The sequence below is a fragment of the Pontibacter flavimaris genome (assembly GCF_001907195.1).
Classification (GTDB): Bacteria; Bacteroidota; Bacteroidia; order Cytophagales; family Hymenobacteraceae; genus Pontibacter; species Pontibacter flavimaris.
Window position 1 is genome coordinate 1 of record NZ_LVWA01000003.1, and the last position, 15,753, is coordinate 15,753.

Annotated in this window: 12 protein-coding genes; 9 read left to right on the forward strand and 3 right to left on the reverse strand. The window is 54.0% G+C overall.

The annotated features are described in order from the left end of the window. Positions 1-771: 771 nt before the first annotated feature. From A3841_RS02250 to A3841_RS02260, 3 genes are all read left to right on the forward strand, one after another. The gene (locus tag A3841_RS02250; RefSeq protein ID WP_073850699.1) at positions 772-4,215 is read left to right on the forward strand and encodes a pyruvate carboxylase; all 3,444 of its coding nucleotides are present in this window, start codon (positions 772-774) and stop codon (positions 4,213-4,215) included. A 203-nt stretch (positions 4,216-4,418) separates the two neighbouring features. Beyond that, complete coding sequence (locus A3841_RS02255) at positions 4,419-6,656, forward strand: ATP-binding protein (RefSeq protein ID WP_073850701.1); 2,238 nt, start codon at positions 4,419-4,421, stop codon at positions 6,654-6,656. Between the two features lie 56 nt (positions 6,657-6,712). Further along, complete coding sequence (locus tag A3841_RS02260) at positions 6,713-7,009, forward strand: antibiotic biosynthesis monooxygenase family protein (protein WP_073850702.1); 297 nt, start codon at positions 6,713-6,715, stop codon at positions 7,007-7,009. Positions 7,010-7,571: 562 nt separating this feature from the next. Here the strand turns inward: A3841_RS02260 and A3841_RS02265 are convergent. Beyond that, positions 7,572-7,904 carry a tetratricopeptide repeat protein gene (locus tag A3841_RS02265; protein WP_073850704.1) on the reverse strand — a complete coding sequence of 111 codons (333 nt, stop codon included), beginning with the start codon at positions 7,902-7,904 and terminating at the stop codon, positions 7,572-7,574. A gap of 66 nt (positions 7,905-7,970) precedes the next feature. On the opposite strand from A3841_RS02265, the gene A3841_RS02270 reads away from it, so the two are divergent. From A3841_RS02270 to A3841_RS02285, 4 genes are all read left to right on the forward strand, one after another. Beyond that, positions 7,971-8,711, forward strand: coding sequence for an electron transfer flavoprotein subunit beta/FixA family protein (locus A3841_RS02270; RefSeq protein WP_073850706.1), 741 nt, complete (start codon positions 7,971-7,973; stop codon positions 8,709-8,711). 2 nt (positions 8,712-8,713) lie between these two features. Further along, positions 8,714-9,694, forward strand: a complete 981-nt coding sequence (locus A3841_RS02275) for an electron transfer flavoprotein subunit alpha/FixB family protein (RefSeq protein ID WP_073850708.1) — start codon at positions 8,714-8,716, stop codon at positions 9,692-9,694. A gap of 19 nt (positions 9,695-9,713) precedes the next feature. Next, positions 9,714-10,316 carry a bifunctional nuclease family protein gene (locus A3841_RS02280; RefSeq protein ID WP_073850709.1) on the forward strand — a complete coding sequence of 201 codons (603 nt, stop codon included), beginning with the start codon at positions 9,714-9,716 and terminating at the stop codon, positions 10,314-10,316. Between the two features lie 112 nt (positions 10,317-10,428). Further along, positions 10,429-11,730: a NupC/NupG family nucleoside CNT transporter gene (locus tag A3841_RS02285; RefSeq protein ID WP_073850711.1), complete on the forward strand. Its 1,302-nt coding sequence runs from the start codon at positions 10,429-10,431 to the stop codon at positions 11,728-11,730. A 700-nt stretch (positions 11,731-12,430) separates the two neighbouring features. Here A3841_RS02285 and A3841_RS02290 read toward each other — a convergent pair. Then, positions 12,431-13,210: an ABC transporter ATP-binding protein gene (locus tag A3841_RS02290; protein ID WP_073850712.1), complete on the reverse strand. Its 780-nt coding sequence runs from the start codon at positions 13,208-13,210 to the stop codon at positions 12,431-12,433. 69 nt (positions 13,211-13,279) lie between these two features. After that, entirely contained in the window at positions 13,280-14,011 is a 732-nt protein-coding gene (locus A3841_RS02295) for an MlaE family ABC transporter permease (protein ID WP_170866136.1), read from the reverse strand. A gap of 112 nt (positions 14,012-14,123) precedes the next feature. Between A3841_RS02295 and A3841_RS02300 the strand changes: the two genes are divergently transcribed. Beyond that, positions 14,124-14,831, forward strand: coding sequence for an SDR family oxidoreductase (locus A3841_RS02300; RefSeq protein WP_073850714.1), 708 nt, complete (start codon positions 14,124-14,126; stop codon positions 14,829-14,831). 182 nt (positions 14,832-15,013) lie between these two features. Further along, positions 15,014-15,721 (forward strand): SDR family oxidoreductase, encoded by a 708-nt coding sequence (locus A3841_RS02305; RefSeq protein ID WP_073850715.1) that lies wholly within the window; start codon positions 15,014-15,016, stop codon positions 15,719-15,721. The last annotated feature ends 32 nt before the right edge of the window (positions 15,722-15,753 follow it).

Sequence of the window (15,753 nt, forward strand, 5' to 3'; positions counted from 1 at the left end):
TGAGCGCCTATGCGAGTTTTTCCGGTGACGAACGCTAGTGAGGCAGCCCGAGGCACGAGGGCAGGAAAAGCTCCCAGCGCGATGCCCGAAGGCGAGGCCTCCCGGCCTTGAGGGAGCCAAAGCAAGAAATGAAACGAGCCGCATGTAAGTCTGGAGGATGAACGGGAGCTAGCAAGGATAGCTTGTGTGAAATAACGGGAAGCTGCGGCTAAGGAAGTATGGCCGAAGTATAATTCGAAGTATAAAGTATGGCTCAAGTATAAAAAGGCACAAGCGGACGCTTGCGCCAGAGAAAGCATAAAGTATGGCTTGCGCAAGTATGAAAGTATAGCTAAAGCAAGTATGGCTTTTCAAGCCAGTCGGGGCACAGACTCGACACCTACTGTTAGGACGCAAGTCTGGAGATTTGCGCCAGAAACAGTAGGTATAAAGTATAGCGCAAGTATAAATTCCTTTCCGCTCACCTCCCGGAAGCGAAGCACGGGGGCAGACACGCGCTGTAAAGTTCGCCCCGCAGCTTTTCCCAGGGCTTGCACCAAAGTATAAGTCGAGCCACAATTTACATTTATCAACGCGTTTTTCATGTAAATTACTGAAGTACAGCTTAATAACCTTCTTTTGAAAAAGTATGTATTAGAAACATCTGAAAATTAGTATCACGCAAACCTTGTTTTGTACAATCGGAAGTTGAACATCGAATTTGGCCATGGTTGTGCCTATCTCCCAATACACCTGGAATACTAAACTAAACTTTTACACATCTCAGCTTGCATGAAAATTAAAAAAGTACTTGTTGCCAACCGGGGCGAAATCGCGATCAGGGTGCTGCGTGCGTGCACGGAGCTGAACATTGAGACGGTAGCCATTTATACCTATGAGGACCGCTATTCGCTGCACCGCTACAAAGCCGACGAGGCCTACCAGATCGGCAAGGACAACCAGCCACTGCAACCCTACCTCGACATCGACGGCATCATCCGGATAGCGAAAGAGAACAACGTGGACGCCATTCACCCGGGCTATGGCTTTCTGTCCGAGAACCAGCATTTCTCACAGCGGTGTGCCGACAACGGCATCATCTTCGTCGGACCCAAGCCGCAGGTAATGGCCTCTTTGGGAGATAAGATTGCGGCTAAGAAAGTAGCCGTGAGCTGCGAGGTGCCCGTGATCCAGAGTAGCGACCTCGATCTAAACACCTTTGAGACAGGCCGGGAGGAGGCGCACCGCATTGGATACCCGCTCATGCTGAAGGCGGCTGCCGGCGGTGGCGGCCGGGGTATGCGCGTGATCCGGGACGACGAGCAGCTGGAGAAGGGATTTTTTGAGGCCAGGAACGAGGCGCTGAAAGCCTTCGGCGACGACACGGTTTTCCTGGAGAAGTACGTGGAAAACCCCAAGCACATCGAGGTGCAGATTGTGGCCGATGCATATGGCAACATCACGCACCTTTTTGAGCGGGACTGCTCGGTGCAGCGCCGCTTCCAGAAGGTGGTGGAGGTGGCCCCGGCCATCAGCCTGAACGAGGAAACGCGCCAGAAGCTCTACGATTACGCCATCCGCATCTGCAAGGCCGTCAACTATAATAACGTAGGCACGGTGGAGTTCCTGGTGGAGCCGCACACGGATAAAATCTACTTTATCGAGGTGAACCCGCGCATCCAGGTGGAGCACACGGTCACGGAGATGATCACGGGAATCGACCTGATCAAGACGCAGCTTTACATTGCCGACGGCTACCGGCTGGATGATGAAGAAGTGCTGCTGGGGCCGCAGCATGTGGTGCGCGCCAACGGCGTGGCCATTCAGTGCCGCATCACCACCGAGGATCCGGAGAACGATTTCAAGCCCGACTATGGCACCATCATCGCCTACCGCAGCGCCGGTGGCTTCGGCATCCGCCTCGACCAGGGCAGCGTGTACACGGGCGCCAAGATCAGCCCCTTCTTCGATTCACTGCTGGTAAAAGTATCCACCCATGCGCCTACGCTGGCCCTGGCCGCCAACAAAATGGCGCGCACGCTGGATGAGTTCCGCATCCGGGGCGTGAAGCACAACATGCAGTTCCTGCAGAACATCATCGGGCACCCCACCTTCATCTCCGGCGACGCCACCGTGGACTTTGTGAAGAACCACCCCGGGTTGTTTGTCTTTAAGCAGCGCAAAGACAGGGCTACGAAGATGCTCGCCTACCTGGCTGATGTGATGGTGAACGGCAACCCGGACGTGAAGAAGGTAGATCCGGACAAGGTGCTGCGCAAGCCCTACTTGCATAGTTTCAACACGAACAAAGCTTATGAAAAAGGCACCAAGGACCTGCTGACGGAGCTGGGGCCGGAGGAGTTCTCCAAATGGCTGCGCAACGACCCGCAAATTCACTACACCGACACCACTTTCCGGGATGCGCACCAGTCGCTGCTGGCCACGCGCATGCGCTCATTCGATATGCTCAAGATTGCCGAAGCCTACGCCAAGGACCATCCGCAGATCTTCAGTATGGAAGTATGGGGTGGCGCTACCTTTGATGTGTGCCTGCGCTTTTTGCACGAAGACCCCTGGGACCGGCTGGCCGAGATACGTAAAGCGGTACCGAACATACTCTTGCAGATGCTTATTCGGGGCTCCAACGGGGTGGGGTACAAAGCCTACCCGGACAACCTGATCGAGGCTTTTGTAGAGAAATCCTGGGAGACGGGCGTGGACATTTTCCGCATCTTCGACTCGCTGAACTGGATGAAAAGTATGGAGCCCTGCATCAACTTCGTGCGCAAGCGTACGCAAGGCCTGGCCGAGGGCGCCATCTGCTACACCGGCGACATCCTGAACCCGAAAAAGACAAAGTATACCCTGGACTATTACCTGCAACTGGCCCGGCAACTGGAGGATGCCGGCGCGCACATTCTGGCCGTGAAGGACATGGCCGGCCTGCTGAAGCCTTATGCAGCCTCCGAGCTCATCACGGCGCTGCGCGAGACGGTCAAGCTCCCCATCCATTTGCATACCCACGACACTTCCTCCGTGCAGTCGGCTACCTACCTGAAGGCGATCGAAGCCGGGGTGGATGTGGTGGACGTAGCGCTTGGGGCGATGTCGGGGCTTACCTCGCAGCCTAACTTCAACGCTATGGTGGAGATGATGCGCTTCCAGGAGCGCCACCGTGAGTTCGACCAAAAGAGCCTGAACCAGCACTCGAATTACTGGGAAACGGTGCGTGAGTACTATTACCCGTTCGAGTCGGGACTGAAGGCAGGCACGGCCGAAGTATACCGCCACGAGATTCCGGGAGGGCAGTACTCCAACCTGCGCCCGCAAGCCAACGCACTTGGTTTGGGAGATAAATGGGAGGAGATAAAGGAAACCTACGCCGAGGTGAACCAGCTGTTCGGGGATGTGGTGAAGGTAACGCCCAGCTCTAAAGTGGTGGGGGATATGGCTTTATACTTAGTGTCGAATAATCTGACTACGGTGGATGTGCTGGAGCGGGGCGGGGAGATCTCGTTTCCGGAGTCGGTGCAATCGTTCTTTAAAGGCGAGTTGGGCCAGCCGGTGGGCGGTTTTCCGAAAAAGCTGCAGGAGATCATCCTGAAAGAGGAAAAACCCTTTACCGATCGGCCAAACGAGCACCTGGAGCCAGTAGATTTTGAGACTGCGTTTGGGGCCTTCCAGGAGAAGTTCGGGAAAGAAACGAAGTTCACTGACTTTCTGAGTTACCAGCTCTACCCTAAAGTATACGAGGCCTACCACAAGCACCTGGAGCAGTACGGCGACGTGTCCAAGATCCCGACCAGGCTCTTTTTCTACGGTCTGCAGCCCGGCGAGGAAGCCATCATCGACATTGCGCGCGGCAAGTCCATTGTGGTGAAGCACCAGTCGGTGGGCCATGTGAACGAGGACGGCATGCGCACTGTGTTCTTTAAGCTGAACGGACAGAGCCGCAACATCGACGTGCGCGACCGCTCGGTGAAGGTGGAGCGCGTGGAGCATCAGAAAATAGACAAAAACAACCCGAAACAAATCGGCGCGCCGCTGCAGGGGCTGCTGTCGAAGATACTGGTGGAGAAGGAGCAGAAGGTGAAGAAGAACACGCCGCTTTTCGTGATCGAGGCCATGAAGATGGAGACCACCATCACCGCCGCGGCCGATGCGGAGGTAGCCAGCATCACTTTGCCGGAGGGCGAACTGGTGAACACCGATGATTTGGTACTGACGCTGGCATAAAACTCAGAACATCAATTAGTGCAATCCCTGCAAAGCCAACGCCCGTATAGGAGTTGGCTTTGTTGTCGTAACGGCAAAGTAGCACGTAGGGCAAAGTATAAGCAGGCACCAAGTATAAACCTCCCGCCTTTCCATGCTGCATTCCCATACTATTTAGCTAACTTACACGCCCAACAATCCTGAAAGCGGCTCAAGAACACCTGATGCAGAATTATCAGAACTATAAAGTTGACCTCTCCAATTGCGATAAGGAACCCATCCATATCATCGGAAGAATCCAGCCGCACGGCTTCCTGCTTATCCTGAATAAGAGTACGCTGGAGGTGGAACAGGTAAGCGAGAACCTGGGCCAGTTTCTGCAGGCTGAACCGGCCATACTTTCAGGCAAGCAGCTGGACACCATTATTTCTGCGGAAGAGTATGCAACGCTGGAAAAACAGCTGCGGCAGTATGAGGGGCCACGTATAAAACCGAGGCTGGTGCAGCTGCAGGGTCATCTATACTTCGCTTTCCTCCACGAGTCGCGGGGCAGCCTGGTGCTGGAGTGCGAGCCCTATGCGCAGCCGGCAGCGGGGCAGGAGCTGCTGGAGCAGAACGGGGCATATACTAACTTCCTGGAGAAGCTGGACCAGGAGGGCACGCTGGAGGGACAGGCCCGTTTAACGGCAGCGTTCGTGCAGCAGGCCATCGCCTACGACCACGTCATGCTCTACCGCTTCGATGAGGACTGGCATGGCGAGGTGATCGCTGAAAAAGTTGTGAGCGGCCAGCATTCTTACCTGCACCACCATTTCCCGGCCTCCGACATTCCGGCGCAGGCGCGCGCGCTGCTGCTCCAGAAGCCGGTGCGCCAGATTGCCGATGTGTCGGCGAAGGCGGTTAACATCAAGCCATACTTTAACCCGGCCACCGGGGAGCCATCCAACATCATCCTGTCCGAGTTGCGTAACCCGTCGGAGATCCACCTGGAGTACCTGCAGAACATGGGCGTGCAGGCAACCTTGTCTGTCTCCATTGTCGTGAACGGCAAGCTGTGGGGCATCATCGCCTGCCAGCACAAAGCCCCGCAGTTTGTGAACTACTGGCAACGCCAGCTTTGCCTGAACGTGGCCCAGGCCTTTGCCAACGGTGTGCTGGCGCACCAGGAGCAGCACGACCAGCGGCAACTGGAGGAGCTGCGCCGGCAGGAGGAACAACTGATGCGCCGCCTGATGCAAAGCTCGAACCTGGAAGAGGAACTGCAGGCGCAGAAGCCCGCCATACTTGCCCTGACCGAAGCCAGTGGCCTGGCCCTGCTGCTTGGCGGCAAATGCTACACCCATGGCCTTACGCCCGGAGAGGACGATCTGAAGGCGCTGGCAGACTGGCTCTCCAGGGAAGCTGCCGGAAGCACGTTTCATACGCGCAATTTATCCAGGGAATATCCTGCCGCCGCTGCCATAAGCGGGCCGGCAAGCGGGCTGCTGGCGCTGGAGATCTCCAGGCTCAACAAAGAATACCTTTTATACTTTAAGCCTGAGATTTCTGAAAAACGGATATGGGCCGGAAAGCCGGATAAGGAAACAGAGGAGAAATCACGGCGCATACACCCGCGCAAGTCGTTTGCGCGCTGGGTGCAGGTAATCCGGGGCAAGTCGCTGCCCTGGGGCCTGAACGAGGTAGAGATGGCGCAGACCCTGGTGAAAGACCTGATCTCGGTGGTGCTGCGCAATCAGAAGGAGCACCTGGAGACGCTGAACAAGCAGCTGGTGCAAAGCTCCGGCGTTGTGGCCTCTAAAAACCGCCGCCTGGAGGATTTCGCCCAGATAATAGCCCATAATCTGCGCTCGCCGCTCGGCAACATGAAAGGCCTGCTAAACCATTACCAGGCGCAGCCAACCGAGGAAACGGCAGGGCAGGTGATGCACATGATGGACAAGATGGTGCAGAACATGGCCTCCACGCTGGATGACCTGAACATGATACTGGAGAGCGAGCTGGGCCAGAAACTGGAGCAGCAGACCGTGTACCTGCCGGAAATTATTGAGCGGGAGCTGGAGAACCTGCAGGCCATTATACTTGAGACCGACGCAGAAGTAGAACTGGACCTGAAGGTGCACCAGGTAAAGGCTCCGAAAGTATACCTGGAAAGTATGGCCCACAACCTTATCTCGAATGCCCTGAAGTACAGGTCTTCGGAGCGGCGGCCGCACATCCGGATCAGGTCGTGGCAGGAGGAAGGGCAGATGTGCCTTTCCGTGAAGGATAACGGGCTGGGGCTGAACCTGCAGCGCTACGGGCACAAGATATTTACCCTCTACAACACCTTCCATAAGCACAAAGACGCCAAGGGCCTGGGGCTGTACCTGACCAAGATTCAGGCCGAGGCCTTGGGCGGAGGCATTTCGGTAGAGAGCACTCCCGGCGAGGGCGCTACCTTTCAAGTATGCCTGAAAGTATAAATCAACCTTAACCAGCGGCAGGCCGGGAAAAAGCCATGCTGCCACAACCATATCGTATGTTTATAGCATCCAGCACCTTTACCATCGCCAACGACATGGCGCCCGAAGTAAGAGCAGCCTTCATCAACCGCCCGCACCTGGTAGACAATGCCCCGGGTTTTATCAAAATGAATGTGATGGTGCCTCAGGATAACCCGAACGAGATCTGGCTCCTGACCTACTGGGACGCTGAGGAAAGTTATTTGGTGTGGTACCGGAACCACATGAAGGAGTCGCACGCGGGGATACCCCAGGGCGTGAAACTGGTACCGGGAAAAACCAAGGTGCGTTTTTTTGAGCTGGTAGGAGAGTAGGAGCGTTTTATACGTTAGGCCTATACTTTGCTCTTTCGGATCCCGGGTCCAAAGTATAAAGTATAAAGTATAAAGTATGAGGTATAAAGTATAAAACCCGGGTTGCGATTTACTCATGCAGTGCAGGTGTAAACTTACCTATAACCCCTCTGAAGAGCAGGGCCGTTAAATTCTATCTTAAAGCGCTAATTTCTAACAGTAATGTTGAAGATAGTAAGAACTAGATTCTCCCCTTGAGGGGAGTTAGAGGGGTGTCGGCGTCTGCGTTAGGGCTCTTGTAACTGGCTTTACACCCCTATAGTCCCCTCAAGGGGACAGTTTTCTGTAGACCTTAACGACCCTGCTCCGAGGAGGGGAATCACCTACTCTTTTGCGAAATTCCCCTCCCCGGAGAGGCTGGGGGTGGTTTGATCACGCTAACTTTTGCCTCTACCCAAACCAAAGTATAAACCCGCTGTTAAAGTATAAACCGTAACCGTTTCACGAAGTATAAAGTATACTTGTAAATATGCTGCATGCATACTATTTTTGACGCAGGCGGTTCGGGGACGATGGCAGCCGGTTAATCGTCCTCGTAATCCAGGCCCATCATCTTGTTGTAGGCCTGCTGCAGTTCCGAGAAAGCGTGCATGTTGCCTTCCTGGCGGCTGATGCGCATTCCTTTCTTATAAGTTTGCTCGGCTACATCGTTTTGGCCCAGCTCCTCGTATAGTTTGGCAGCGTGGTAGTAGGTGCCCACGTAGTTCTCGTGCTCGTGCAGCAGTTTTTCATAAAATTCCAGTGCTTTCTTCGGGTTTTCCTTCCGGTATTCGGTGGCTATGGCGTATAGGGTAAATGCGTCGTTAGGGTCGTCTTCCAGAAACTTAAAGAGCTGGGCTAATCTGCTTTCGTTCATTTCGAATTGGCTATATTTTAATTAACTTCGCACAAATCTAAATTTTAAAAGCTAACATTTCTAACCATGAAAATATTAGTTTGCATCAGCAACGTACCGGATACCACATCCAAGATAAACTTTACGGCTGATAATAAGGAATTTGACAAAAACGGTGTGCAGTTCGTCATCAACCCCTGGGATGAGTACGCACTGACCCGCGCCATTGAGCTGAAAGAGGCCAAAGGCGGCACCGTAACTGTATTAAACGTAGGCGAGGCCGATGCCGAGCCAAATATCCGCAAGGCACTGGCCATAGGCGCAGACGATGCCATCCGCGTAAACGCAAAACCAACCGATGCTTTCTTCGTGGCGCAGCAGATCGCTGCCGTGGCTAAGGAAAACAGCTACGACATGATCCTGATGGGCAAGGAGTCGATCGACTTCAACGGCTCGCAGGTGCATGGCATGGTAGGCGAACTGCTGGGCATCCCATCGGTGGTGCCAGCCTTTAAGCTGGACCTGGTGGACGACAGCACGGCCCGCCTGGAGCGCGAGATTGAGGGTGGCAAGGAAGTGGTGGAGGTGAAGCTGCCGTTCGTGGCCAGCGCACAGCAGCCCATGTCCGAGCCCCGCATCCCGAACATGCGCGGCATCATGACGGCCCGTACCAAGCCGCTGGCGGTGAAGGAGCCGGTAGGCGCCGAGGCAAAGGCCGAGTATGTGCACTTCAGCAAGCCTGAGAAGAAAACCGGCGTGAAGATGATCGAGGCTGAGAATGCCGGAGAACTGATAACATTATTGAGAAACGAAGCTAAAGTACTATAACCATGTCTGTATTAGTATTTGTAGAAGGTCTTAACGGAGAGATCAAAAAGTCCTCACTGGAGGCGGCATCGTACGGAAGCCAGGTAGCGCAGCAACTGGGCACTACGGCCACGGCGGTTGCCATTGGCGAGGTGCACGAAGAAGCGCTAACTAAACTGGGTGAGCAGGGCATCAGCAAAGTATTATACGATGCCGACGACCGCCTGAAGCAGTTTGTGGCCGATGCCTATGTAAAAGTAATTGCCAAAGCCGCGCAACAGGAAAGCGCTAAGGTGCTGGTGTTCTCCAACTCCAACATCGGTGCTGCCGTGGGTTCTAAGCTGGCCGTTCGTCTGAACGGTTCGCTGGCTACCAACGTAACGTCGCTGCCGAAAACAGACGGCGGACAGTTTGTGGTAACTCGCGGGGTGTTTTCCGGCAAAGCCTTTGCCGATGTAGCCCTGATCTCTGACGTGAAGATCGTGGCCGTAAAGAAGAACTCCTTCGAGGCTGCCCATAATGCCGGCAATACTGCCACAGTAGAGAAGCTGTCTGCCGAGCTAACCGATGCAGACTTTGCCGCTGCCCCAAAGGAGACAGTGATGCAGGACTCGGACGGTGGCGTACTGCTGCCGGAGGCGGAGATCGTGGTATCAGGCGGTCGTGGCCTGAAAGGGCCGAAGAACTGGCACCTGGTGGAGGATCTGGCCAAAGTTCTTGGCGCCGCCACGGCCTGTTCCAAGCCGGTGTCCGACATGGACTGGAGACCGCACCACGAGCACGTAGGCCAGACAGGCATCACCGTCAGCCCTAACCTGTACATCGCCATCGGCATTTCGGGAGCCATCCAGCACCTGGCCGGGGTTAACTCTTCTAAAGTGATTGTCGTTATTAATAAGGATCCGGAGGCGCCGTTCTTCAAAGCCGCTGATTATGGCATAGTTGGCGACGCATTCGAAATCGTCCCTAAATTAATTGAAGCTGCCAAAGCTTTAGACAAATAGACTTTAGAAGAAAGATACTGTGGATAAAATTCAGTTAGAGATACTCGGCCTTTCCTCCAGCCAGTCGCAGACGGGATCGTTTGCATTGGTTTTGGGAGAGAAAGAGGGAAACAGACGGCTGCCGATCATCATTGGCATGTTTGAGGCGCAGTCCATCGCCATCCAGATAGAGAAGATAAACCCCAACCGCCCGCTCACGCACGATTTATTCAAGTCGTTTGCCGAGGAGCTGGACGTGCGCGTAACGGAGATCATGATCTCGGACCTGAAGGAAGGGGTGTTTTACTCGAAGATCGTGTGCTCCAACGGCACCAAGGAGTTTGAGCTCGACGCCCGCCCTTCTGACGCCATTGCCATCGGCCTGCGCTTCGGCGTGCCGATCTACACGGTGGAGAGTGTGCTCTCGGAGGCCGGCATCATCCTGAGCGACCTGGAAGAGGAGGAGGAGGAAAGCGAGGAAATGACTGTCAAAAGCACTTCTACCGCCGGTTCCGGAACCACCAAGGAGTCGCTGAGCCAAACCTCTGTGGATGAGTTGAACAAGATGCTGAACGACGCGCTTGAGAAAGAGGATTACGAAAAGGCAGCTAAAATACGAGACGAGCTGAATAAACGTAACTGATTTACCTGAAGTATAAGAATCGGAAGGTTCGGTGCCTGGTGGTGCCGAACCTTTTTGTTTTATAAGATATTCGGCTTAATTTTGCCCGATTTTCTCTTTCAACCAAGTATAAATGTTCGATATTCTTAGGGGTGCCGGCGGCCTGTTGGTACTAGTAGGCATAGCTGTTCTTTTCTCAAAAAACAGGAAAGCCATTAACTGGAGGCTGGTAGGCTTTGGGCTCTTACTCCAGATACTTTTTGGTGTGCTGGTAACGCAGGTGCCCCTTGTTGCAGACGCCTTTGCTTTTGTCAGCAAGCTTTTCGTAAAGCTGCTCAGCTTCTCGCAGGCCGGTTCCGAGTTCCTGTTCGGAAACCTGGCCAACCCGGCCGAAAACGGCGGCCTCGGCTTTATCTTCGCCTTCTCGGTGCTACCCACCATTATTTTCTTTTCTACCGTATCGGCTGGTCTATACTACCTGGGCGTGCTCCAGAAGATCGTATTCGGCATTGCCTGGATCATGTCGAAGGGTATGCGCCTGTCAGGTGCCGAGAGCTTGTCTGCGGCGGGTAATATCTTTCTGGGCCAGACGGAGGCGCCGCTGCTGGTGCGCCCGTTCATCAGCCGCATGACGCGCTCCGAGCTGATGTGTTTGATGACCGGCGGCATGGCTACACTGGCTGGTGGTGTGCTGGCGGCCTACGTGGCTTTTCTGGGCGGTAGCGACCCGGCACAGCAGGCTGTTTTTGCGGCCCACCTGCTCACGGCCTCTGTCATGAACGCCCCGGCCGGTATCGTGCTGGCCAAGATCCTGGTGCCGGAAACGGAGCCGGAGAAGATCAACACGCAGCTGGAGGTGAACGAGGAGCAACTGGGGGTGAACCTGGTGGATGCCCTGAGCCGCGGCGCGGCGGATGGCCTTCGGCTGGCCGCCAACGTGGGCGGTATGCTGCTTGCCTTTATCGCAGTTATTGCTCTCCTGAACTATATCCTGATGAAGATTGGGGGCGTAACCGGCCTGAACGAGTTTGTCGTGTCCTCCACCAACGGCCAGTTCAACGGCTTCTCCTTTCAGTACATCCTGGGGCAGATCTTCCGGATTTTCGCCTTTATTATGGGCGTTCCCTGGCAGGATACCCTGCAGGTGGGCAGCCTTTTAGGGCAGAAAACTGCCATTAATGAGTTTGTAGCCTACCTGGACCTGGCCAACATGAAGGCAGCCGGCTCCCTGAGCGACAAAGCGCTGGTGATGTCCACCTATGCACTGGCTGGTTTCTCCAATTTCAGCTCCATCGCCATCCAGATCGGAGGCATTGGAAGTATGGCCCCGAACCAGCAGGGCAACCTGTCGAAGCTGGGCTTCCTGGCCTTACTGGGTGCCTCGCTGGCCTGTATGATGACGGCGACTGTGGCAGGCATGCTGTATGTGCTTTAAGGGCGAAACAAAGTATAAATAGAAGTATAAAGTATAAAAAAGGGCCTCCTGCACTTACCGGCAGGAGGCCCTTTTTTATACTTTAGAACCCAAGTTGCGATGTTTGCGGAAGTACAAACTTATACCTGGCCCTAGGCTTTTCCCTATGGCGCAAGTCTTCGGACTTGTGTTCTATTATGGCATCGGGTTTTCAACCCGACTGGCTTGAAAAGCCATACTTTAGTTGGCTATACTTTTATACTTCAGCTATACCTTATACTTTAATCATACTTATACCTCTCTTAGCCGCTGCTTCCAGCAACTTTAAACAAGCTATACTTATTAGATGCCGTTCATCCTCCAGACTTACAAACCTACTGTTTCATTTCTAGCTTCGGCTCCCTCTAGCCCGGGAGGGCTCCCCGAAATCCTCCGGGGTAAACTCTTTCCCGCATCGCGCTGTGTTCCCTCCTGCGCCAGGGCGCTGCCACTAACGTGGCACCGGATCTCACAAGGCGCTCAACGGAAAGACTGGGATCAGTTCGATAGCCACTGCTATACAACAGGTACCGAGCTCCCTCCCCTGTTTTTAGGGGAGGGTTGGGGTGGGGTGAAATGGAGCCAAGGACTTGGGACTGGTTCGATAGCCTAAGCATTAGCGATGCTATAAGTATAAGTATAAGTATAAGTAGCTTTTATACTTTGTACTTACTTCGCTGTGTTACGGAGTCTTTTGCCGTTCTTCTTCCTCCTCCACTTTCTTGGCGTCGCGCATCAGGCGGTTGGCAAAGATAAACTCGTTCAGCTCCGGCACGTCAGAATCCAGGATGTTATTGCTGGTCCCTTCCCACAGCTTTTTGCCTTCGTAGAGGAACATGATGTTATCACCGATCTCAATCACGGAGTTCATGTCGTGGGTTACCACGATGGTGGTGATGTTATACTCCTCGGTGATCTCCTTTATCAGCCTGTCGATCTTCAGGGCCGTGAGCGGGTCGAGGCCGGAGTTGGGCTCGTCGCAAAAGAGGTAAGTACAGTTCGGGGCGATGGCGCGGGCGATGCCCACGCGCTTTTTCATGCCGCCGCTTAGCTCCGCCGGCATCTTCTTGTTCGTCCCTTCCAGGCCCACCCGCTGCAGGCAGAAGTTCACGCGGTCCATGCGTTCCTGCCGGCTCATATCGGTCAGCATCATCAGCGGGAATTCCACGTTCTCCTCCACGTTCATCGAGTCGAAAAGGGCCGACCCCTGGAACAGCATCCCGATCTTGCGCCGGATTTCCTGCCGGATGTCCAGCTTGTTGTTCGTAAAGTAGGTGCCATCGAAGGTCACACTCCCCAGGTCCGGTTTGATCAGCCCCACAATGCACTTGAGCAGCACGCTCTTGCCGGTGCCGCTGGCGCCCAGCAGCAGGTTGGTCTTGCCAGTCTGGAACACGCCGCTAATGCCGTCCAGCACCACTTTGCCGTTAAAGCTCTTATGTATGTTATGTATCTCAATCATGCAGGGAAAACCGTAAGCGTGAAAATCGGGGTTGCCGGGTTGCAGGCGCTCCTGTAAAGTATAAACGAATCAAAGCAGCATTTGGGCACTTACAAAGTCGGCTATCAGCACGGCAATAACGCTGTGGGTAACGGCGGCGGTGCCAGCCGCGCCAACCTCCAGGGCTCCACCGGAAGTATAATATCCTTTGTAAGAGGAGATGGAGGAGATCAGGAAGGCGAAGATAAAGGACTTGATCAGGGCAAACACCACGTTGTAAGGTATGAAATCGATGCGCAGCCCGGAGATGTACTCCTGCGCGGTGAGCTGGCCGGTTACAGTGCCGGCAATATAGCCGCCCATCAGGCCCAGGAACATGGCAATGATCACCAGCATCGGGAAAACAAGCAGGGCAGCCAGGATCTTGGGCAGCACCAGGTAGGAGGTGGAGTTGATGCCCATCACCTCCAGCGCATCCACCTGCTCGGTTATCTTCATGGTGCCAAGTCCGCCCGCTATGCTGGAGCCCACCTTGCCGGCCAGCACGATAGAGGTAATGGTGGGGGCCAGTTCCAAGATCACCATCTCGCGTACGATGAAGCCGATGGTGGAGCGTGGGATCAGCGCGTTTACCATGTTGTAGGACACCTGCACCGTAGACACCGCGCCTATGAACGTGGACACCAGGGCCACAATGAAAATGGAGTTGATTCCGATTAGTATTGCTTCATCTATGGTGCGTTTAAAAATGATCTTCAGCGGCTCTCCCCGGGTGACGAGGCTTTTCAGGAACAGAAGGTACTTTCCGAAATTCTGCAACATTTTGCGGTGCTCAGGGTTTGAAAACTGGGTAATTGATAGGTTCTAAGGCAAAAATACTGTTAAATACCTATATTACGGATAAAATCGGAAAACATACAAAACGGAGTAGCGCATGCAGCGATATATTTTGGTAACAGGGGGAACAAAAGGCATCGGGAGAGCCATTATTGAGCAATTTGCCAAGGAAGGCTTTCATATCATCACCTGTTCCCGAACTGAAAAGGAGCTTCGGAAACTGAAGCTGGAGATAGAGCAGAACTATACGTTCTCGAAGGTTTTTTACCAGGAGGCCGACCTGAGCGACCGCGACTCCATGAAGCGTTTTATTAAGTATGTGCAGGGCCTGAAGGTGCAAATAGACGTGCTGGTGAACAACAGCGGCCTTTTTATACCCGGCAAAATAACCGAGGAGGACGATGAGGCACTGCCGTTCATGATCAACACCAACCTCTACAGTGCCTATTACATCACCAAGGCATTCGTGCAGGGAATGATCTCGCGCCGGGCAGGCCACATTTTTAATATGTGCTCCACGGCAAGTATCATGGCCTACACCAACGGCGGAGCTTACAGCATCTCCAAATTCGCGATGTACGGCATGAGCAAGGTGCTGCGCGAGGAGTTGAAAGAGCACCATGTGCGCGTTACCTCCATCATCCCGGGGGCCACGCTAACCGCCAGCTGGGAGGGCGTGGACCTGCCACCTGAGCGCTTCGTGAAGGCGGAGGATGTGGCGATGGCCGTATGGGGCGCCTATACGTTATCGGAAAATAGCGTGGTGGAAGAGCTGATCATTCGTCCACAGCTGGGAGACTTGTGAGTTAGAGATTTAGAGAGTTTGGGAGTTAGAGAATTTTGAATGATTGAGTGAATCATAAAGTATAAAGCGTTGAAGTATGGAAGAGGAATTCTATAAAGACCTGTTTTATACTTTTCCAACTTATCACTTCCTTCATTCACTCAATCACTCATGCACGCATTCAAAATCAAACCTATAAAACTATGAACTTAGAGGGAAAAGTAGCGGTGGTGACCGGCGTTAGCAAAGGTATTGGCCTGGCTACCGTTATGGCGCTGCTGGAGAAAGGCGCCATCGTGGTGGGTTGGGGACGTACCGCCCCGGACCTGCAGCACGGGAACTTCCATTTCTTTGAGTGCGATGTGCGCTATAGCGAGTCGGTGCAAAATGCGTTTGACCAGACCATTGCGCGCGTGGGTACGCATGTACAGGTACTGATCAATAATGCCGGCCTGGGCCTGTCCGGTTTGTTTGAGGACATGAGCCTGGACGACTGGCACCTGATGTTCGAGACGAACGTGAATGGTATTTTCTACTGCACGCGGCTGGTGTTGCCGGGCATGAAGGAGCTGGAGGAAGGCCACATCATCAACATATCTTCCATAGCCGGCACCACAGGCATAGAGCAGATGGCGGGCTACTGCGGTACCAAGCACGCCGTACGCGGCATTTCGCATGCGCTCTACAAGGAAGTGCGCAACGATGGTGTGAAGGTGACCTGCATTTACCCGGGCTCAGTGCAGACCAACTTTTTCGACAACATAGACAGCGTGACAGTGAATGAGAACATGATGCGCCCGGAGGATATTGCCTCTACCATTATGCACGCGCTCGAATCGCACCCGAACTACCACCACGTCGATATTGAAGTACGCCCGCTCATGCCGAAAGGAAAACAACGGAAGGGGTAAAGAAGTAATGCATGCGCTTGCTGTTCGCAATT